Annotated in this window: 24 protein-coding genes; 7 read left to right on the top strand and 17 right to left on the bottom strand. The window is 55.7% G+C overall.

The window, feature by feature from the left end; translation table 11 throughout:
* The first annotated feature begins 121 nt into the window (after positions 1-121).
* From MPAL_RS02620 to MPAL_RS02610, 3 genes are all read left to right on the top strand, one after another.
* Complete coding sequence (locus MPAL_RS02620) at positions 122-1288, top strand: tubulin/FtsZ family protein (RefSeq protein ID WP_012617210.1); 1167 nt, start codon at positions 122-124, stop codon at positions 1286-1288.
* A 10-nt stretch (positions 1289-1298) separates the two neighbouring features.
* A complete protein-coding gene (locus MPAL_RS02615) occupies positions 1299-2429 on the top strand; it encodes a hypothetical protein (RefSeq protein ID WP_012617209.1) in 1131 nt (376 codons plus the stop codon).
* Positions 2430-2663: 234 nt separating this feature from the next.
* Complete coding sequence (locus MPAL_RS02610) at positions 2664-3791, top strand: hypothetical protein (RefSeq protein ID WP_012617208.1); 1128 nt, start codon at positions 2664-2666, stop codon at positions 3789-3791.
* Here the strand turns inward: MPAL_RS02610 and MPAL_RS02605 are convergent, their stop codons facing one another.
* From MPAL_RS02605 to MPAL_RS02565, 9 genes are all read right to left on the bottom strand, one after another.
* Positions 3792-4304, bottom strand: a complete 513-nt coding sequence (locus MPAL_RS02605; protein WP_012617207.1) for a HEAT repeat domain-containing protein — start codon at positions 4302-4304, stop codon at positions 3792-3794.
* A complete protein-coding gene (locus tag MPAL_RS02600; protein WP_012617206.1) occupies positions 4297-5163 on the bottom strand; it encodes a mechanosensitive ion channel family protein in 867 nt (288 codons plus the stop codon). Before MPAL_RS02600 ends, MPAL_RS02605 begins: the two co-directional genes overlap by 8 nt.
* Positions 5163-5879 (bottom strand): DUF432 domain-containing protein, encoded by a 717-nt coding sequence (locus MPAL_RS02595; RefSeq protein ID WP_158303608.1) that lies wholly within the window; start codon positions 5877-5879, stop codon positions 5163-5165. Before MPAL_RS02595 ends, MPAL_RS02600 begins: the two co-directional genes overlap by 1 nt.
* A gap of 21 nt (positions 5880-5900) precedes the next feature.
* Positions 5901-6656: a HEAT repeat domain-containing protein gene (locus MPAL_RS02590; protein ID WP_012617204.1), complete on the bottom strand. Its 756-nt coding sequence runs from the start codon at positions 6654-6656 to the stop codon at positions 5901-5903.
* Positions 6657-6731: 75 nt separating this feature from the next.
* Positions 6732-7895, bottom strand: a complete 1164-nt coding sequence (locus tag MPAL_RS02585; protein WP_012617203.1) for an aconitase X — start codon at positions 7893-7895, stop codon at positions 6732-6734.
* Positions 7896-7897: 2 nt separating this feature from the next.
* Positions 7898-9136, bottom strand: a complete 1239-nt coding sequence (locus MPAL_RS02580) for a UbiD family decarboxylase (RefSeq protein WP_012617202.1) — start codon at positions 9134-9136, stop codon at positions 7898-7900.
* A complete protein-coding gene (locus MPAL_RS02575) occupies positions 9129-9686 on the bottom strand; it encodes a UbiX family flavin prenyltransferase (RefSeq protein WP_012617201.1) in 558 nt (185 codons plus the stop codon). The genes MPAL_RS02580 and MPAL_RS02575 overlap by 8 nt, the downstream gene beginning before the upstream one ends.
* An 11-nt stretch (positions 9687-9697) precedes the next feature.
* Entirely contained in the window at positions 9698-10189 is a 492-nt protein-coding gene (locus MPAL_RS02570; RefSeq protein WP_012617200.1) for a DUF5804 family protein, read from the bottom strand.
* Position 10190: 1 nt separating this feature from the next.
* Positions 10191-11351 carry a proteasome-activating nucleotidase gene (locus tag MPAL_RS02565; RefSeq protein WP_012617199.1) on the bottom strand — a complete coding sequence of 387 codons (1161 nt, stop codon included), beginning with the start codon at positions 11349-11351 and terminating at the stop codon, positions 10191-10193.
* A 38-nt stretch (positions 11352-11389) separates the two neighbouring features.
* Here MPAL_RS02565 and MPAL_RS02560 point away from each other — a divergent pair, with 38 nt between their 5' ends.
* The 3 genes from MPAL_RS02560 (at position 11390) to MPAL_RS02550 (ending at position 14331) form a co-directional block, all read left to right on the top strand.
* On the top strand, positions 11390-11794 hold the full coding sequence (locus MPAL_RS02560) for a DUF126 domain-containing protein (RefSeq protein WP_236610414.1): 405 nt from the start codon (positions 11390-11392) through the stop codon (positions 11792-11794).
* Positions 11795-11844: 50 nt separating this feature from the next.
* Positions 11845-13488 (top strand): dihydroxy-acid dehydratase, encoded by a 1644-nt coding sequence (gene ilvD / locus MPAL_RS02555; RefSeq protein WP_012617197.1) that lies wholly within the window; start codon positions 11845-11847, stop codon positions 13486-13488.
* A 261-nt stretch (positions 13489-13749) separates the two neighbouring features.
* The gene (locus MPAL_RS02550; RefSeq protein ID WP_012617196.1) at positions 13750-14331 is read left to right on the top strand and encodes a carbonic anhydrase; all 582 of its coding nucleotides are present in this window, start codon (positions 13750-13752) and stop codon (positions 14329-14331) included.
* Here the strand turns inward: MPAL_RS02550 and MPAL_RS02545 are convergent.
* The 5 genes from MPAL_RS02545 to MPAL_RS02525 all read right to left on the bottom strand — a co-directional run bounded on the left by MPAL_RS02545 (position 14328) and on the right by MPAL_RS02525 (position 17073).
* Entirely contained in the window at positions 14328-14669 is a 342-nt protein-coding gene (locus MPAL_RS02545; RefSeq protein WP_012617195.1) for a hypothetical protein, read from the bottom strand. The two genes, MPAL_RS02550 and MPAL_RS02545, sit on opposite strands and share 4 nt — an antisense overlap.
* A gap of 81 nt (positions 14670-14750) precedes the next feature.
* Positions 14751-15269: a ferredoxin-thioredoxin reductase catalytic domain-containing protein gene (locus MPAL_RS02540; protein WP_012617194.1), complete on the bottom strand. Its 519-nt coding sequence runs from the start codon at positions 15267-15269 to the stop codon at positions 14751-14753.
* Positions 15266-15544, bottom strand: a complete 279-nt coding sequence (locus MPAL_RS02535; RefSeq protein ID WP_012617193.1) for a glutaredoxin family protein — start codon at positions 15542-15544, stop codon at positions 15266-15268. Before MPAL_RS02535 ends, MPAL_RS02540 begins: the two co-directional genes overlap by 4 nt.
* Before the next feature lie 120 nt (positions 15545-15664).
* Positions 15665-16324 (bottom strand): PrsW family glutamic-type intramembrane protease, encoded by a 660-nt coding sequence (locus MPAL_RS02530; protein ID WP_012617192.1) that lies wholly within the window; start codon positions 16322-16324, stop codon positions 15665-15667.
* Positions 16321-17073, bottom strand: coding sequence for a hypothetical protein (locus MPAL_RS02525; RefSeq protein ID WP_048145093.1), 753 nt, complete (start codon positions 17071-17073; stop codon positions 16321-16323). Before MPAL_RS02525 ends, MPAL_RS02530 begins: the two co-directional genes overlap by 4 nt.
* Positions 17074-17167: 94 nt before the next feature.
* Here MPAL_RS02525 and MPAL_RS02520 point away from each other — a divergent pair, with 94 nt between their 5' ends.
* Positions 17168-18421: a hypothetical protein gene (locus MPAL_RS02520; protein WP_148208109.1), complete on the top strand. Its 1254-nt coding sequence runs from the start codon at positions 17168-17170 to the stop codon at positions 18419-18421.
* Positions 18422-18466: 45 nt separating this feature from the next.
* Here the strand turns inward: MPAL_RS02520 and MPAL_RS17155 are convergent, their stop codons facing one another.
* The 3 genes from MPAL_RS17155 to MPAL_RS17665 form a co-directional block, all read right to left on the bottom strand.
* Positions 18467-18595 (bottom strand): hypothetical protein, encoded by a 129-nt coding sequence (locus tag MPAL_RS17155; protein WP_269078472.1) that lies wholly within the window; start codon positions 18593-18595, stop codon positions 18467-18469.
* 415 nt (positions 18596-19010) lie between these two features.
* The gene (locus MPAL_RS17670; protein WP_012617187.1) at positions 19011-19391 is read right to left on the bottom strand and encodes a hypothetical protein; all 381 of its coding nucleotides are present in this window, start codon (positions 19389-19391) and stop codon (positions 19011-19013) included.
* Between the two features lie 108 nt (positions 19392-19499).
* On the bottom strand, positions 19500-20015 hold the full coding sequence (locus tag MPAL_RS17665; RefSeq protein ID WP_012617186.1) for a TolB family protein: 516 nt from the start codon (positions 20013-20015) through the stop codon (positions 19500-19502).
* Between the last annotated feature and the right edge of the window lie 4 nt (positions 20016-20019).

Raw genomic sequence — 20019 nt, 5'->3', positions numbered from 1 at the left:
ATCTGTTACATCATTATATGGCAAAAAGGATAAGAAGGTTTTTGAGTTTGCCATATAAAATGAGATATAAGATGGATAGCAATAGTACCGCAGATATAGGGCCGATGGACGGTGTCTTTAGATGAGGGTCTTCTTTATTGGGTTCGGCCAGGCTGGGGGCAAGGTCGTGGACATGTTTATGGAGCAGGACAAGAGCAACCTGTTCCGCGGGCTCGTTGTGAATACTGCACGGACTGATCTGATCGGCCTTAAGAATATTCCGATGAAGAACCGGATCCTGATCGGACAGACCGTCGTGAAAGGACACGGGGTCGGCACCGATAACGCGATGGGCGCAAAGTTGACAAAGGACGAGATCGATAGCATCGTGACCGCCATCGAATCGATCGGTACCTCTGACATCGATGCATTCGTGGTCATCGCCGGTCTTGGTGGAGGCACCGGTTCCGGGGGTTCTCCAGTGCTGGTCAGGCACCTGAAAGGGCTGTACCATGAACCGGTCTATGCCCTCGGGATCCTCCCATCTGTCGAGGAGGGACGGTTGTACACCTATAACGCAGCCCGTTCGCTGACAACGCTCGTCAATGAGGCGGACAACACCTTCATCTTCGACAACGGGGCCTGGAGAAAGGAAGGGGAGTCGATCAAGATGGCCTACGACCGGGTGAACGACGAGATCGTCCGCAGATTCGGGGTTCTCTTCCGTGCCGGCGAGGTCGGTAAGATCGGGGTCGGCGAGATGGTCGTCGACTCCAGCGAGATCATCAACACCCTCCGTGGTGGCGGTATTACTACAGTTGGGTATGCCAAGACCGAGGCGATCAGTACCAGGTCAAAACAGAACAAAGGGCTGTTCGGGAACCTGATCGGTTCACTCAAGAAGCGGGAAGCCTCCGAAGAGGTGCTGCTCGGGGATGATCGGAGTGCAAAGATCATCTCCCTGGTGAGGAGCGCGATGCTCGGACGTCTGACCCTTCCCTGTGACTTTAAAACTGCACAGCGTGCCCTGATTCTGCTGGTCGGACCGCCGGGGGAGATGGATCGTAAAGGTGTCGAGAAGGCGAGGAGCTGGGTCGAGGAGAACATCGAGGGCGAGGAGATCCGGAGCGGGGATTATCCAATCGAAAGCAACTATGTGGCTGCCGTCGTAGTGCTCGCCTCGATCGGGGAAGTGCCCAGGATCCGCGCTCTCCTTGATATGGCCAAAGAGACGAAGGTGGAACTGGCCCGGGCCAAAACCGATGGGATGACGATGTTCGAGGATGGGATCGACCCACTCTTCGAATGAGGTGCATATAATGAAATACGCAATCAAAGGGATCATCATACTGTTTCTCCTCTGCTGCATAGTACAGGCAGGAGCGGCATTCAAGATGGAGTCGAGCGAGGTGACCCCCTCGGGGGATCTCGCAGCAGGAACCGCCGTGACCGCCCATGCGGTGGTCGACTTCTCAACACTTACTGGAACCACGTTCCCGTCAACCGATACGTTCCAGGGATTCACTGAATTGGACAAAGCCAAGTGGCAGTACTCGATCACCATCAATGGTGCTGATAACCCCAAACCCGATGCGTCAGGCAAGTACCTGAAGATCAACGGGTTCGACCTGGATTACCCCTCAAGCCAGTCGGTGAAGTTGCTGATCACAGTTGAAGGTGTTGTCCCGCAGACCAACGCAACGCAGAACCTCACGGTTCTCAGGCTCCAGTGGCTTGACGCGACGACCAAAGTCCGGGATAACGGAGAGTTCACCCTGACCAGTAAGGTCGTCAACCCCGATGACCTGGTAAAGAACGTCCAGCAGGCACAGAGCGACCTGAAGACCCTCCGGGCTGATATCGATCAAAGAGCAGCAGCCGGAGTCGGCACCGATGAGGCTGAAGCCAAGTACAAACTGGCTGAACAGAATATCAAAAGCAGCAATGGAACGAACTTCACCGCCACCCAGGCGAATCTTGACACTGCCCAGAAAGCCATCGCTGATGCTGAGACGAGCCTGGACAAGTCCTGGGCTCAGAGCGAGATCGATCAGGCCAAGAACTCGCTCGCCAATGTCGATCAACTGATCACCTACTTCAAGAGCAATCCGGACATGACCAATGACGCCCGGGTAGCCGCGATCACAATCCAGCGGGAGAATGCAGATCAGGCCTATACCGCAGCAAACGAGAGTCTGACAGCAGGCAACTATAACCAGGCACGGATTAAGGCGAACGAATCTGCAACGAAAGCCCTCGGAGCCTACAATGATGCCTTGGCACTCAGGAACGGAACCGGAACCACAAAAACCCTCAACAACACCAGCACCGAGAGTGACGGCGGCGGACTCGGGATCATCTACTACATCTTGGTCGTAGTGGCCATAGGGCTGGTCGTCGGTGGGGTTGTCCTCTACCAGCGCAGGAACAGGTGGGACGAGCTCGGATGATCGTCATCCATTGACAAAATCATCCTTTTTTAAGATAACATTTTTTGTACGGTTTCCACCAATACCCCTAATAGAAGTGAAAACCTAATTGATGATTGATACCGGGTTTTATCAAACATCTGCTTCACCCATTAGAGTGAAGCAGATACGAGCAGAGGTCAAAGAGGCTCTGTGAATATCCGGTTCGCCCATACGTGGAAAAGATCATTAAATCAATACATTGGGGGTACGGATATGGAACCTGCGGAACTCACAGGGATCAAAGAGCATATCAACCGCCTGATACACCAGACAGAAGATGAGATCCATTACGAGCGGGCTGAGCGAACAGCACTCCTAAAATCCGATGAGAACCTGAACATCAGCCGGCTACTGGTTATCGATCTGTTGTTACTGAACATCCTCCTCTTCTTTGTGCTGGATAATTACATGATCGACTGGATCACAGCAAGTTTTCTGTTGTATGCAGTGAACCCGTTCATCATGCTGATCCCATCGACTCAGTCAATAGGACCCCGGAGGAGAAAGGGAACCAGAGATTACCTGGCGACACTCCGGCAGATCGAACTCTACAAAAATAAATGGACACTCGGAAAAATTCTCTGGAATGCATTCTTCATCAACAGTCAGCCGCTGGCCATCGGCTTCTCGTTGGTCTACTGTGTGAATATTATCTTTACCCTGACCTATGGCCTCGGACCGATCACAGACCTGGTGACCTTCCAGTCCATCGCAATCATCATATTTTATCTTGGGATCTGGTACCTGAAGCCCTACTCGGCAGATTTCCTCGATTCACTCCTCGATATCAGGACTGACATCTATCAGCGGATCCATACCAGGATGCAGCCGCTCTGGACGGTCATCCTCTCGATAGGAACCCTGGCCACGCTGGTGATCATCGTGACCATAGCCGCAATGATGTTGCCGGGTTTTACGCTCAACGCGGTCCTCGATGCCAAAGCGGCGATCAAAGGGCTGGGGGTCATTCCCGTACTGATGGTTATGATCAGCCAGATTCTACTGGTCCGTTTTTCACAGGGAGCCCACAGCAGGCGGATGATCATCAACCTCAAGGATCGAAAGACAGAAGTGCTGAATAACTTCGTCGATATCCCCCTCATCGTGTACCGCTCAAAACTGGAGAAGGGACAGATCGATGCAGTCAACTCGTTTGCCAGAGATTTCTCTGATATCAGGGACGCCTACATATCTTCTAAGGTCTACAAGACCACGTCCCAGGATCTCTTCGGCTTCTTTCCGGTCTATCTGATGGTTCCTGACCCCGACGTAATATTAAACCCTGCAATCGTCAGGATACTCCATGAACAGGTGGATCTGAAGCGCCGGACCCAGGTATAATCACATGTCCTGGCTGTTCGAACGTTCGATCAATGCCGCAAGCCCTGCATCCCCAAGTTTCCAAAGCACCTGCCGTGCCCTTGCCTCAACGTCACCGCCCTCTGCACAGGCCTGTTTAAGGGGGCCAACCGCGGGATCTCCAATCCTGCAGAGGGCAAGTGCAGCAAACTGTCGGATCTCTCGATCCGGATCCTGCAGAGCCTCGATAAGCGGCAGGATCGCTGATCCACGCACTTCCCCAAGTGCAGCCGCCGCATATCTGCGGAAATCATGATCGGTATTCTCTCTCATCGCCGCCAGGAGCGGGGCCACACCCGGCGATCCGATCCTGCCCAGAGCTCCGGCCATATACCACCGGGGATCGGGGTTTGATTCTGCAAGCAGGGCAGCGATAAGCGGCCCTACTGCCCGCTCACTCATTACCACCAGTTCCCGAACTGCAGCCCTCCGTTCCTCGAGACCCCCTTGCCGAATCCTGGTGATCTGCGACTCTACCTCTTCATTATCACTCATTATGCATCTTTTTGAGATGCTCCTGCATATCAAACTGCCCATCCTGACCGACGTTTGAACCTCTCGTACCATTCTCAAACCAGATTGTCTGTTGGGGAAACGGCATTTCAATCCCGCTGGCCTCAAGGGCCAGTTTTATCTTCCAGAGGAGATCAGTCCTGACTGTCCACCAGACCGTCGACGGAGACCAGATCCGTATCACGATCTTCACGGAACTGTCTGCCAGGGAATCGACATAGACCGAGGGTTCCGGAGAGATCAGAGCAAACGGATGTGACGCTATGACCTCCCTGATGATCCTGACCGCAGCAGCGGCATCATCCTTATATCGGATTCCCACTTCATACTCGAACCTGCGGGCAGGGTTCTTCACGTAGTTGGTGATGTTCGAGGTGAAGACCTTCTCGTTCGGGATTCTGACATATATCCCCTCATACGTCTGGACAATGGTAGAGAAGAGTCGGATATCCTCGACTGTTCCGGATATATCAGCAAGGTGGATGTTATCCCCGATCGTGATCGGACGTTCAAAGATCAGAAAGATACCAGAGACCAGGTTCGCAACCACGCTCTGACTGGCAAACCCGAGGATCACCCCGGCGAGACCGCCGGCAACGACAAGACCGGTCAGATCGACCTTCATGCTCGTCGGGAGGACCAGAAGAAAGGCAAAGACCACAAGCATGATGTTCATGACCTTCAAGAACAGGTTCAGGGTGCCCTTGGGAATTTTATCGAGCAGCGCTTTCTTGAGGGAGATCGTCAACACCCTGCCGATGAGATAGGCCGCCAATACCGCGGTGACGACGATGATCAGATCTCCAACCGTGATATTGTTGTACAGCGGGATCTCCAACATCAGTTCAGCCCCGCATCCATCAAAAACTCCTCCCTATGGAGACCAGGGATCTTCATGATCGTGTAATGTTCCAGTGACCGGGTCATACCACGAACGAGCGGACTGTCAAAGAAGTTGGTCTCTGCGACGGTGCTGTTGATGATCCGCATCTCGGCCCACATCGCGACGAACGAGTTGTAATAGATCTTCATCCCGACACTGTCAAAGACCGCCCTATTCACCTCCACCCAGGTGCTGGCGTCGTTCTTGATCTCCAGGGCGAGCACTCCTTCCCGGAGCGGATCGGTTATCGGGATCTCATGGTACAGAACACTCCGATGCCATCGGGTGATATAACCCCAGTCCGGCTGGCCATACAGCGAATACCTGGGCTGGTTCAGCGAGAATATATCGACCAGATGCACATCCTCCTGTGCAGCGATGAAGACCCCGATCTCAACCGGGAAGGTCAGGTACACTGTCTGATGGCTTGAAGGCTCGAGAAGAAGCGGTTCGAACTGCACCTCCAGATAACGGGTCACCTCCTCCGGAAGGTTCACCGGCTCGATCGGGTTTATGATGATCCGACCATCCAATGAAGCTACATGCTTCTTCACCGTCGCTCCCGCACAGTTCCGACTGTACTCGACCATCCCCGAACGCCGGCTGATCGAAAGGTTGATCTGGTCTGTCCCTATGGTGGCCTCGTAGCCATAGGTGCCGTACACAGATACCATGGCAGGCAGACTCATTTATACCTACCCGAGACGATTTCCCTCGATAGATGTAAGGAGACGGTGGATATCGGCATCACGGGCCGGCTTTCCGCTATCGGTCTGAATCCTGAGCGACTCAGCCGCTTCTGCTCCGAATCCGGCGACGGCAGCCAGGATTTCAGCCCGGACCTGATCCACGGGGTCGCCGAGAGCATGGATCAGTAGAGGAAGGGTGGATGGATCCCGGATGATGCCAAAGGTCACCCCAGCACCCCAGCGGAGATCTGGATCGGGATCAGTGAGTGCGGAGGTCAGCGCAGGCACTGTAGCAGAACCGATCATACCCAGCGCTACCGTGGCCCGGCCTCTGACAAACCGATCTGGATCAGAAAAGAGGGCTATCAGCGGACCTATCGCCCTATCATCCCGGGTGGCACCGAGGGCCAGGGCAGCCATCCACCGGACGTCCTCATCAGCACTGGAGAGGGCCCCGACCAGCGGCTTCACTGCAGCCGGACCAATGTTCCCAAGCGCTTCCGCAGCCTTCCAACGGATATCCCTGCCTCCCTCCCCGGTCAGGCATCGGACCAGACTGGGGATCGCGGCCGGGTCATGCAGGCCACCGAGCGCGTCGACTGCCAGATACCGGATCGCAGGATCATCTGAACTGAGTGCTACGATCAGACCTTTTCTGTTCTTTCGCCTCTGCATCCGGCGGATCTCAACTCCTCCAGAGAGCCCGATCAGCAGACGCGTCAGCGGCAGACCGATCAGGGGGATGTCAATCAGAGCGGTCATCGGTTTCCCCGGTTCGTTCGTTATAGTCCTTTGCTTGATTGTTTTACCAGAAATAAATGGGTTCGCGCCCTGGAATCAGCGGGTGGCCTCGGCCACGCACTCCTCGAGGGTAGCGAGGTGAGCAGTCCCACCACAGAGGTTCGGGACATAGGCGAGGGCCTTTCCACTGTTCACCATCAGACTGTTGAAACGCTCGAGGGCTGGCGAGACGACCATACACGTATCTGCATAGACTTTTGCTCCACTCTTCTCAATCAAGGCCACCGACTCCTGCTCTGCACTGATCACACCCTTCGCCGCAAAGACGATGAATGGTTTCTTTGTATGCTTTCCTTTGAGCAACCCGGCGATCCGGGTCAGCTCGTCCGGGGAGCAGTGCGGACACCCGACCGCCACAGCGTCCACCTCCTGGCTGGAGAAGACCGCATCCACCGATGCCGGCTCGACAGGGATCGCTTCGAGGGTGGTGGTATCGAAGTGGAAGACCCTGGTCTCAGGGGTGATTTCATCGACATGGTACAGAGCCACCGCCCCGGTAGCTGCCATCCCTGCGCCGAGCGCCTTCAATTGATCACGGGACGGTCTGATCCCCGTGAAGAGGGGGATCCTGGTCCCGACGAGCGGCCCGACCAGGTGACCGAGCGCCCCGTACCAGGCGGTGTCCTGAGTCTTAGGCGCATCAGCGACTTGAATCACCACTTCTGGCCTCCGATTGGCCACGATATGAAGGCCATAGTACGGCGTCTTCCCAACCAAGGCAGCGGCCAAGGCCCCAGGACCGCCCTCGCGGTTGGTCCTGGCACCGATCACCGAGTTCGCATAACTGACCGCCGATGACTCTGACCAGGCCAGGTGATCCCCATACTGAACCATATTCAGATAATAGGGGGTGCAGGTGCATTCCAATTTTACCCCAAGCCGTTGAAATGCCGAAATGATCTGATTCTGCTTGTCAGCAAATTCGCTGCTGATTCCCATCTCCTGCCACCGGTCGCGTGCCATGCCGACCGGGTTCAACACCGCCGGCACCGAGACCCGGGCATCGAGACCCTGCAGCCATTCGAGCCCCCAGTCGCCGATCGTCTTGTACGAAGCCCCACTGACCTGTGCACTACTGATCGGGATCATCTTCTCTGCGTCAAAGACCTTGCCGAGCGCGACAAGGAGCTCCATCATCCTCTGCCTGGTCTCGCCGTACTCGCCTGCCAGGATCTTCTCATCGTCTGTATCAAGAAACATCGTCAATCCCACCGTGCCCGGACAAACTCGTCCTCACGTCCCATCACCATCGTCGCGTCGACCCCGACCTTCACATTGGTCCCATCCGCCAGCCGGCAGGGGTCCAGGGACGAACCGCGGACGCCAGTGATCACCATCAAGTCCTCGTCGCCTCGTACCCGCGTCGCGATCGCATACTCCACCTCGGTGAGCGAGGTCGGATCGATGTCCTCGTCGACGACGACCACATGCTTCAACGAAGTATGAGCAGCAAACGCGGCCATGATGGCATTCTTCGCGTCTCCCTGCGTCCGCTTTTTGATCTGAACAACCGCGTGGAGGTACCCGCACCCACCGCTGGTCAGTACCACATTTTTAACGCCGGTGACCCCGCTCACCGCCGTATAGATCTTCGGCTCGTACGGAGCGCCCATCAGCATCTTGTGCTCGGCACCACCTGGCAGGATCCCATGGTAGATTGGGTCCCGCTTCATCTGCATCCCGGTGATCGTGATCACCGGCTGGATCCTGATCGGGTCATAGGTTCCGGTGATATCGACGAACGGCCCCTCCTCTGCGGTCTCGGCCCCGATGTATCCCTCAAGTACGATCTCTGCGTCGGGGACGAGCACCCCGTTACTGCACTCTCGAACCGGGAGCATTCCGCCCCGCAGTTCGGCGGCATAGGCGAGTTCCTTCCCCTCCGGGACCCGCGTACAGGAGGCGAACGTGACAGCCGGATGTGTCCCGATGGTGATGGCCACCGGCAGGTTTTCTCCATCGGCCAGCGCCGCCTTATGCAGGTTATACGTATGCCGTCCTTCGACCAGCCGGGCCGCGAGATGGGTCTTATCCAGCATTTGCATCCGATGGATCGAACCGTTCTGAACCCCGCCATACCGGGAGAAGACGATCGCTGATGTGAGGTATCGTCCTGCGTCCAGAGGATAGTGCTTCATAATCGGGATCCTTGAGAGGTCGGGGTGGCCGGTGGTCACCTTCCCATCCACCGCCACCTCACCGTCAAACCGGCATCCAGCCAGCATCGACACCAGCGACTCCTCCCTTATATCGAGGGCCAGAGCCAGGGCCGAACGGGTCGCAACCAGGTTCATCACCCCCCGCATCCCGTCGAGATCCTCGAAGAGGACCAGATCATCGGTCGCTGCAGCCCGCTTCGGGGCCTCGTACTCTGTGGAGCAGGGACTGCTGACCTCGGTCAGACGCCCTGCAGCTCGCATCTTTTCAATAAATTCACGCATCATATCCCCTCCAGTGTGGTCCAAGCGTGTGCTCGACCCCCAGATGATCGAGCACCCTGGCCACAACCATGTCGACCAGATCGTCGATCGTCTCCGGCCGATGGTAGAAGGCAGGGCTCGCGACCATCACCACAGCCCCAGCCTCATCGGCGGCGAGCATATTCTTCAGATGGACCCGGCCGAGCGGCATCTCACGAAGGAGGAGGACGCATCGGCGCCGCTCCTTCAGACAGACATCTGCAGCCCTCCCGATCAGCGTGTCGCTATATCCCTGGGAGATGCCAGCCAGGGTCTTCATACTGCACGGGACCACTGCCATCCCGTCGATCCTGCACGAGCCGCTCGCGATATCCGCTGAGAGGAGGTGAGGGTCCACGTAGATCGCATCGAACCCATCGAGTGAAACCCCTTCGTGTACAGCGATCGCACGGGCCTGTTCGGAGATGATCAGGTGCACCCTGGCATCCAAACAGAGCACCTCCAGCAGTCGTCGTGCATAGATGATCCCGCTGGCACCGGTGACCCCGACCACATACTCCTTGTCGCTCATTCCAGCCTCATCTATACTGTATCATCGTCGGATAATGTATGCTCTGCTGATCGCTCGTCGACGGTCGGCTCCTCGGATTCAGAACGCCAGACCTCGTACACCCGGTCGGCATCGCGGTCATCGATCCGGCAGTGTTCCGGATCGCTCTCCGGGTCCAGGGGCACCACCCCGGCGAAGGCCCTGTCTTTGATCACATACAGGAAGCGATAGGGCCAGGGGGAGTGAAGCCGGATCTGCCGGCCATAGTAGACCTCAGTGGCCAGCGCAAGGGTACAGTAGATCTCCGAGCCAATCTCAAAGAGAACAGTCCGAACATACCGGCGCATATACCATCGGAGTTCCGAGACCAGGGAGAGGGCAGACCCGAGCGAGGCCATTCTGACGATCACCCCATACGGCACTTCAACAGGATGATAAAAACGGAGCGCAGCACGTGCAGTCTCTGACGCTAAAAGAGTCTGGTAGAGGGGGATCCCCTCCCTCCCCAGGAAGAGGACGTCCATATCAGGTGAACATGCGCTCGTCGGTGGCGGGATCTGTCCTGATCTTTCTGATCGCAGCGATGAAGTCCTGCTGTTCGATGGCTGAAGCTTTCTTTCTAACTGCCATCATTCCAGCCTCCCTGCAGACGGACTGCAGCTCCGCACCGGTGAAGGTCTCGGTCATCTCCGCGAGCAGGTCGATATCAACGTTGGAGAGTGTCATATTCCTGGAATGAATCGAGAGGATCGACCGACGCGAGCCCTTGTCCGGCAGCGGTATCTCGATCACCCGGTCGAACCGCCCGGGGCGTAACAGAGCCGGGTCGAGCATGTCCACCCGGTTCGTCGCAGCCATGATCCGGACATCTCCCCTGTTGTTGAACCCATCCATCTCTGCCAGCAACTGCATCATGGTCCGCTGCACCTCGGCACTTCCCGAGGTCCCGTCGTTGGTCCTGATCGAACCGACCGCGTCGATCTCATCGATGAAGATGATCGAGGGAGCCCTCTCACGAGCGAGCGTGAAGAGTTCCCTGACCAGTTGGGCGCCTTCACCGATGAACTTGTGAACCAGTTCGCTCCCGGACATCCGGATGAAGGTGGCCTTCGCTTCATGGGCGACCGCCTTTGCGATCAGGGTCTTGCCGGTTCCTGGCGAACCATGGAGCAGGATCCCCTTCGGCGGTTCGACACCCACCTGCAGGAATATTTCAGGCCTGGTCAACGGGTACTCGACGGCCTCTCGCACCTCCTCGATCTGCTCTGCAAGTCCGCCGATCTGGTCGAAGGAGACATCAGGCGAGGAGTCCAGTTCCATCACCCTGATCCGTGCATCAAAGATGTTGCCGACGACCCTGACTACAGAGAGAGAGTTGTTCACTGCGACTTTGGTTCCTGGTTTTAAGGTACGATACAGATCCTCGTCAATATGGGTCAGGTACTCCTGATTATTCCCCTGCTGCCGGAGATAGATCACACCATCCCCGAGCATGTCCACGACCACAGCCACAAAGAGTGGCATACGCTTCAGCTGATTGTTCTCCTTCTTGAGATGAGCGTTCTCTTTCTGGAGAGTGTCGAACCTCATCTTCAGCTCGAGGAACTGAGCCTCTATCTGCTGAAGCTCAATCTGATAATTGAGTTCACTGCCTGCATTAACGCTATTGATAATGGTATCGTCCATATCAATAGTATAATGTAATTTTCAAACATTTATTAGGTATGGATGTGACCATGCAGGGAAGAGGAATAGCAAAAGGGTCAGGATCCGGGGAATTACTGGTCAGTGAAGCCCCGATATCCTTTCTCTCTGGAGTGGACCCGGTGACGGGAGTGATCATTGAACAGGGGCACCCCTTGCAGGGGCGGTCGATCGAAGGGACGATCTTCGCCTTCCCCCACGGCAAGGGGTCGACGGTAGGGTCCTACATTCTCTATGCACTCGCACGGAACCACAAGGCCCCAGCCGCGATCATCAACCAGGAGGCGGAACCGATCATCGTGGTCGGAGCGATCATCAGCGGTATCCCAATGGTCGACCGGCTCGATATTCCGTTTGAAGAACTCAAAGAGCACCGCTCGGCCACAGTGAACGGAGAGACTGGCGAGGTGACATTTGACGATTGAATGGGCTGCGAACAGGAAGAACTCTATGCATCAACGGAGGATAGACTGTTATGAGAAGTGACGAGGTCAAAGCCGGATATCAGCGGGCACCCAACCGCTCGCTGCTTCGAGCGCTGGGGGTGACCGACGAAGAGATGAACCTGCCATTCATCGGGATCGCGAACGCGTGGAACACGATCGTGCCGGGCCACCTGCACCTTCGGACCCTGGCCGAGAAGGTCAAGGGAGGGATCTGCGCAGCCGGAGGGGTGCCCTTCGAGTTCGGGGTGATCGGGATCTGTGACGGGATCGCGATGGGTCATTCCGGGATGCGGTACTCGCTCCCCTCGCGGGAGACGGTCGCCGACTCGATCGAACTGATGGCCGAGGCGCACCGACTCGACGGGCTGGTCTGCATCGGCACCTGTGACAAGATCGTCCCAGGGATGCTGATGGCGGCGGCACGGTGCAACATCCCGACGATCGTGCTAACCGGCGGACCTATGCTCTCCGGGTGCAGCAATGGCAAAGACCTCTCCCTGACCGATGTCTTCGAAGGGGTTGGGAAGGTCGCGGCAGGCACGATCACTGAAGAGGAACTGCACACTCTCGAATGCACAGCGATGCCCGGATGCGGCTCTTGCCAGGGGCTCTACACCGCCAACACGATGGCCTGCATCACCGAGTCGCTCGGGATGTCGCTCCCCGGGTGTGCAGCCATCCCAGCGGTGGACGCAGCAAAACTCAGGATTGCCCGCAAAACCGGTGAACGGGTGGTCGGGCTCGTGAAGGAGCAGGTGACGCCGCGGGCGATCATCACAGCTCCAGCGATCAGAAACGCGATCAGGGTCGACATGGCCCTCGGCGGTTCGACCAACACCGTCCTCCACCTGATGGCCATCGCAGAAGAAGCCGGGCTTCCCTTTGATATCGATCAGTTCACTGCTATTGCAGAACAGGTCCCCCATATCGGTGCCATGCAGCCCGGCGGGCCATACTCGATGCAACAGCTTCACCATGCCGGCGGGATCCCTGCCGTCGAGCAGCGACTGATCAGTCTGCTCGAAGACGGACCCACCGTATCCGGGCAGAACGTGCTCCAGATCGCGGCCAGGGGCGTCGTCACGGACGGGAAGGTGATCGGAACGATTGAGCACCCGGTACATGCCGCCGGCGGGCTAAAGATCCTTCGCGGGAGCCTCGCCCCAGACTCTGCTGTCGTGAAGTGTTCAGCCGTCAACGAGGATATGTGGACCCACCAGGGACCGGCCAGGGTCTTCGACGGTGAGCAGGCCGCCATGGATGCGATCCTCAGCCGGCAGGTGCAGGAGGGAGACGTGATCGTGATTCGGTATGAGGGGCCGAAGGGCGGGCCCGGGATGCCGGAGATGCTCTCGCCGACCTCCGCCCTGATGGGGCTCGGGTACACCCGCGTCGCTCTGGTCACGGACGGACGGTTCTCCGGCGGTACCCGTGGTCCCTGCATTGGGCACGTTGCCCCTGAAGCAGCGATCGGCGGGCCGATCGCACTGGTGAAAGACGGAGATCTGATCAGGATCGATCTCAATGCAAGGTCCATAGACCTGCTGGTCGACGACGCCACCCTTTCGGATCGGCGGAAGTCATGGCAACCGTCAGAACAGTTCCTCTCCGGGGTGCTGGCCAGGTATGCTGCCACAGTCGGACAGGCAGATCACGGCGCTGTTCAGCGGTGAAATCCTTCCACAACATTTTTTAATTACCATACTGAAGATAAAATTCTCCAGTGCATCGTGTTGGACATTCCGTTCCGGACCAGCCATAGACAGCTATGATCATCGTCTGATCCTGACGAGTCGACGGTGTCAAATCCATCGAATATTTCAGGGAATCGACCCTGAATTTGGTTCTGATTCTGCTTGAAACAAAGATGCGAGAAGATCCGGTCGATTACATTATTTGGATTTTTGACAGCAGATGCCTGGCAGGTGACGATCATGATAGACTATTTATTCGAAGGAAACAAGCGCTTTTTGGAGACAGACTTTATCGAGAATAGGGAATACTACAAAGGACTCTCGAAAGGGCAGAGTCCAAAAGTACTCTGGATAGGATGTTCAGACTCACGGGTCGACCCGGAACGGATCACGGCCGCCCGCGCAGGTGAGATCTTTGTCCACCGGAACATCGGGAACATCGTTCCGATCAGTGGATGGAACTTTGCGACGGTACTTGAGTACGCGATCAAGCACCTGAAGGTGAAAGATATTGTAATCTGCGGTCACTCGGATTGCGGAGCCATCAAAGGGCTCGACAAGGAAACAGACGATGCATATGTCCCGTTCTGGCTGGGCAATGCAATCGAGGCAAAAGAGCGGGTCGATGAGAGACTTCCCCCGGCATCGACACCCGAGGAGAAGGTGGCCAGACTGGATGAAATCGCCAAAGAAAATGTCCGCCTGCAGCTCAAGCACCTGCGGAATTATCCCCTGGTAAAAAAGGCAGAACGGGATGAGAAGATCAGGCTCCACGGCCTCTACTTCGACCTCGGGTCGGGCACCCTCTCGCCAGTCACTTAAGCGAGCCGACGATCGATCTCCTTTTTTATCTGCTCAAGCGATATCCGTCCCATCGGAACCAGTTCCCTGTCGATCAGCACGAACGGAATCGGCGGGTACTGGTCCCTGAGAATTGTACCCACATAATCAGGAACCTGATCGTCGATCAACACCAGCGAGAGAGTGACTTTTTCACCGTACTCATTCTCAACCGCCTGGCGCAGCGCATCCACCGCAGGGAGCAGTTTTCCAGAGGGATGGCAGGCTGTCAGTCCGCAGGTCCGTTCATCATCGCAGGGAAATGGTGAACAGGACGCGTTCTTCAACCCGATGATCTCGATATGTAATTGTTGATCCATAGCAGATCATGGCACATCTTGCTATATCAGACATTTGATAGGGCGACTGCACAGGCCTGTTTGAATAAAAAAAGAGTTACTTCAGAAGAACCGAACAAACCGGTCCCGGTCTGCCTTACAGATCGGGCAGACTAACGGAGGGGTGTTCATCGCGCAGAGATAGCCGCAGACAGGACAGCGGTAGACAGGAAATGGTAGCACCTCACCGAGCGGGGGAGCATGCTGCCCAACCTCCTTCACCTCCCGCTCATCTGCGGGGGGTCGACGTTCCGGGATAGATTCAAGATGCTGGCGCCCCTGCAGCACCGCGTTCGAGACATAGAGCGCACAGTAACATCCACCAAACTCTGCAAGATCCGGGTCACGATAGTCACAGGGACAGATAATGTCCAGATCCTTCTCCCGAACCCCACTGGCCAGACGACAGGGACAGGCCATGTATCCATACCGCTCCTTGTTGGTCAGCAATCCTCTCATCAGACCGAGCACGAACTCCATATCCGGATTCATATGGTACCCGGCCTGCCCAGCTTCCCGGTTCAGCCGCTCAAACAGGGCAACGGCGTCCTCATCGGCAACCGGTGTCCTCTCTGCGGTCATGCCAGTTCCTTCCTGATCTCGTCTTCTCGGAAACCCACGATCACATGATCGTTCCCGATCACCAGCGTTGGAAACGAGAGGTGAGGATTGAACCGCTCGATCTCCTTGACCACCTGTTCCTGCTCATCAGGACCAACCTTGTCGACATACAGATATGAATACTTCACACCGAGCGACTTCAACAGTTCCTTGGTCTTCGCACACCATCCGCAGGTACTGAGAGCATAGAGCATTACGTTCCCCTTATCTCTGCCATCCACAACTTCAATCTGCATGATACTCACCATCCTTTGATCGGGTATTGAAGGATATTCAAATATAAAGGTTCTGCGTGTAGATCTTCAATCAGAGAAGATGCTCGGGATCTGAAAAAGATATGACCGGATCTCAGGAGATCATTCCTTCTGGCCATCCACTTCTCCTATCAGCACCCCCCAGTTGTAAGCCACGAGCAGCAGAATGAAGAGAGTCAGCGGCGCGCTGATGGCGAACACCCTGCCAATCCCAGAGTATTCAACCAGCAGGTTGTAGAGGGCATGGAGGGTGATCGCAATGGTGTACAGACCGAAGAGGAGGACCGGGAGAGACCTTTTTGAAAGATTGCTCGTCAGGAAGATCCCATAGCCGATGATCGCGGTCATACATCCATGCATCAATGAACTGGTGATCCCCCGGAGTACGGCGTACACGATAGGACCGACCCCAGTCAGGGTGAGATCGGAGAGATAGACGTAGTTCTCAAGGATCGCAAATCCGAATCCAGAGGCCATGGCCAGCACCAGCAACGACCGATCATACCGTCGACCGGTCAGCGGCAGGATCAGAAAGAGGGGCAGCGCTTTGAGAAACTCCTCGACAACCGGGGCGATCGTGATACCGGGGATCATGGTAGTCGAGGCGAAGAGGTCGGCCAGACTGGAGTTGAGGTAATACGCTATCACCCCGGCACAGAGTCCCCAGACCAGGAACGAGACGATCACCCGCTGTTTACCTTCGAGGAAGATCTGCAGAAAACAGAGCGGGATCGCTGCCGCAAGGAAGAATGCAACGATCATATCCGTCCCTCCCATATCCGCTGCAACAACCCGATCTCCAGCAGACAGAACGATAACACAACCAGGGGACCGACGATTCGAAACAGCCAGAAGTCAGGGTATGCAGCCTCACGGACCGCATAGATCAGGTGGGCCACGATCACCATAAGCGTTCCGGCGAAGAGGAAACGCTCTTCATAGACCTGGCGAGAGAGGGAGACAAGGAGCAGGTATCCACCGAAGAAAAAGAAGAGGAGAGTGACCCCTGTTGAGAGGGTGAGGCCGAGTTGGATGATCAGGTATACAGGAACGGATAAGAGTATGATGAGACAGATGGCAAAACCCCCCAACCGGGGCAGTGACCAGGCAGAACTGGGAAAGACCTCCAAATAGCCTGAAGCCAGGAAGAGGAAGACCCCGAGAAAACCCGCTTCAGAGACGGTTGGGTACATCAGTGTTGGCCCGATGATCAGGGTGTAGGCATACCAGAAGGTGTTGGCCAGGGTCCAACCACCAAATGCAAACCCTGCATAAATCAGCAACAGGTCCCGTGACCAGAAGATGTATGCAGATACACAGACGATCAGACAGGCGATACTGGTCAGCAACTGCAGGCCATTGCTGACCGTCCCATACCCATCGAAGGTGTGGGATGGTAGGAGGAGAACGGCCAGGAGAAGGCCGAGCGAGCCGGCCAGCAGTAGGGAGAAGAAGGCCAGTCCGGGCCTATACCATCGTGATACCAATGGAACTTCCGTAAGATCGATCACTTACAGGGATGCGCAGATGATAGTTAAAAACATGTCTTTTCTATTCTTAAACAGACATACATATCCGTGTTTAGGCAGACATTAATGATTAGCGATGGCGTCATCCATGTTTTCCATTCCGCACCTGTGGGATCTGATCAGAAAGAGGTTCAGGTTTGTCGGCCCCGGGCTGTCCCTTGCCATGTCCTCGGCGGGCTGGGTCGGCCTCTTAACCCTCATCGGACTCGGCTCTGACTATGGTTACCTGATCCTCTGGGCCATCCTTGCGGTCCTTGTCTACAAGTACGCTTTCAACAGAGGGATCGCCAGGTATACAGTCTCACAGGGGGAGAACATCTATGCCGGGCTGCGCAGAGTCCCGGGTTTCCGGACCGTGGAGACACCGGTCATCGGTGGGATCTATCTGATCGAGGTTATGAACCACGGGGCTGGTGCGATGGTGGCTGCAAGCCTGCTTGCCTCAATCCTCCCAATCGAGTTACCTGCCAAACTGACCGTCATCCTGATGATCGCAGGGATCACCGCCATCCTGTATCACAACTCATACCCGCTCTTCAAGAAGATCATGGTGGTTGCAGGGGTGATCATCGTTTGCGGGTTGCTATACAACCTCAACACCCTGTACTTTTCAGTCCCTGACATCGCTGCCGGATTCGCCCCGGACCTTGGAAACAACGAACTGCTCTACTATATCGGTTCGATCATGGCTTCTCTCGGGACCGGGCTTTCACTCCTCTGCTACTCGATGTGGCTGGAGAAGGAGACTAAAGGGGCCCATGGCGAAGCCTTCTTTAAGGAACATATCAATCTGGTCTCTTTCGATCTCACCCTCGGGTTTCTGCTCCTCGGCCTCCTCTCGTTCTTTTACCTCACGATCGGGTTCGTGGTGATGAATGAGGAGGGAATGTCGGCCTTCGAGAACGACCTGATGATCAGGCTGATCGGGCATACGCTTAACACGGTTCCGTTCGGGATGACGATCTTTCTGATCATCAGTTTCGTCACCCTCTTTGTCTACCTGATCGGGGCCCTGGATGGCAGAGCCCGAGCAGTCGCGACGCTCATTGCGCAGACGATAAACCGGAAAGACGCCGAGGACAGGCTGTACAAAGGGATGGTCCTTGTCTTTGCCGCGCTCTTCATCATCTTCGCATTTATAGGAGACAAATATCTCGCCAAGGAACTCGTCACCCTCTCAATGATGGTCTTTGGCCTCGTCGGGCTGCTGCTGATTTACCTGGATAGAACCCTCCCCCCCTATGCCCAGGGCTCCTGGCTCTGGTATGGTGTGATGGCTGCAGGCAGTGTACTCTTTCCAGTGGCCGCAATCTATTATGCGATGATGTGATAACAGATCTGACGCTTAAAAAAGAAGGAGGTTAAAAGTATCCAGTTATTGGCCGTATGGCCTGGCTACACACATCATACCCTGCAGATTTCCCTGCAACAGTCCACCATCGAGCCCCAGATAGGAGATGGCTGTGACAGCGATGACGATGACAGCCAGAAGACCAACAACCATAAGAAGCATTGAACGTTCCATAGTAGATAATAATAATAATTTTTTACATATAAACGTTATGAAATACTTGGACCGAAAATGTCTGATAGATCGAAAATTCTTTCATTCTCTGACCGGCTCCGGCCGGCGATATCAACCCATGCATCTGCTATTGGATCGGGTTGCACGCAGGTCAATGGGCTGCCGGCCGGCATTCCAAAGAGCAGAACCATCCGTCATACTGGTCGTTCGATTCGTCTGACTCAACCATTCAAATTCTCGATTATCACTGCAGATCTCCCTTTTTACCAGCCCCGCCGTCGAGTCCCCTGGAGGAGATGAGCATTACGACGATGACGAGTACGATCTGAATACCGATGACCATAAGAAACATTGAATGTTCCATACGGGATCTCCATGAACTTTAGATTAGGGGTTATGAAGCGTTTGAACCAGTCAGGTCTGACAGGTAAACCTTGTTCTGATTGTCCCGGTAATCCATCCAGACCACCCGACCATCTGACACCTCAGACCAGCACTGATCTGCTGTACCAGAGCCGAACTGGTACCTAACCCCGGAGGTCAGATTATAGGCGGTGATCGTCCATTCCTCACCACTGGAGTCCACCCAGGTCACCAGATCCCCAGATACCTTCGGCAGCCACTGTCGCCCGGGATCCGCACAGATCACCTGTTCACTATCGGTAGTCAGGTTCCTCATGTAGATATCAAATGCCGCGCCAGAACGGTAGTCCTGCCAGACCACTCGATCACCAGAGATCGAGGGAGCCCACTGGCCCCTTGAGAGGTTGACCACGACCTGCTCCTGCTGAGAGGTAATGTTATACAGGTAGATATCTCCTGAATTAACGAATCCTTCCCGATAATCCTCCCAGACGATACGATCCCCTGATACGTCGGGAAGCTACTGCGTTGCGGGGTCAATACAGACAGGTTGCTCTGTCTGGGTACCGAGATCGTACCGGTAGATGTCAGGATTGCCATTCCGATAATCTGTCCAGACGATAGCATCTCCGGAAATCCGTGGTCTGACCTGTTTTGCAGGATCCGTGCAGACCGGGGCCTCCACACCAGTCGTGATGTTGTACAGATAGATATCCCAATTCCCGTTCCGCTTGTCCTGCCAGACCACCCGATCACCAGAGATGGCCGGCGCGAACTGGTTCCCCAGATGCGGGGAGAGAGGGCGGCTGGAGTTTGTCGTCAGGTTGTACAGCCAGATCTGAGCATCTACTCCTCGATCCTCCTCCCAGACCACATACTGACCTGATATCGTGGGATAATTCGGCTCTGAATCGGCCGAGGAGAGTCGGATACCATTGATCTTCAGGGGGTCGGCAGCGGTTCCACTCTGGACGAGGACCAGAGCCGCTACCAGGGCGATAACCAGAGCCGGCAGGACGATGAACGCCCACCTCATGATC

Source organism: Methanosphaerula palustris E1-9c (genome assembly GCF_000021965.1).
Classification (GTDB): domain Archaea; phylum Halobacteriota; class Methanomicrobia; order Methanomicrobiales; family Methanospirillaceae; genus Methanosphaerula; species Methanosphaerula palustris.
Note: the sequence above shows the minus strand (reverse complement) of the source record. Positions and strands in the feature narration are given on the sequence as shown.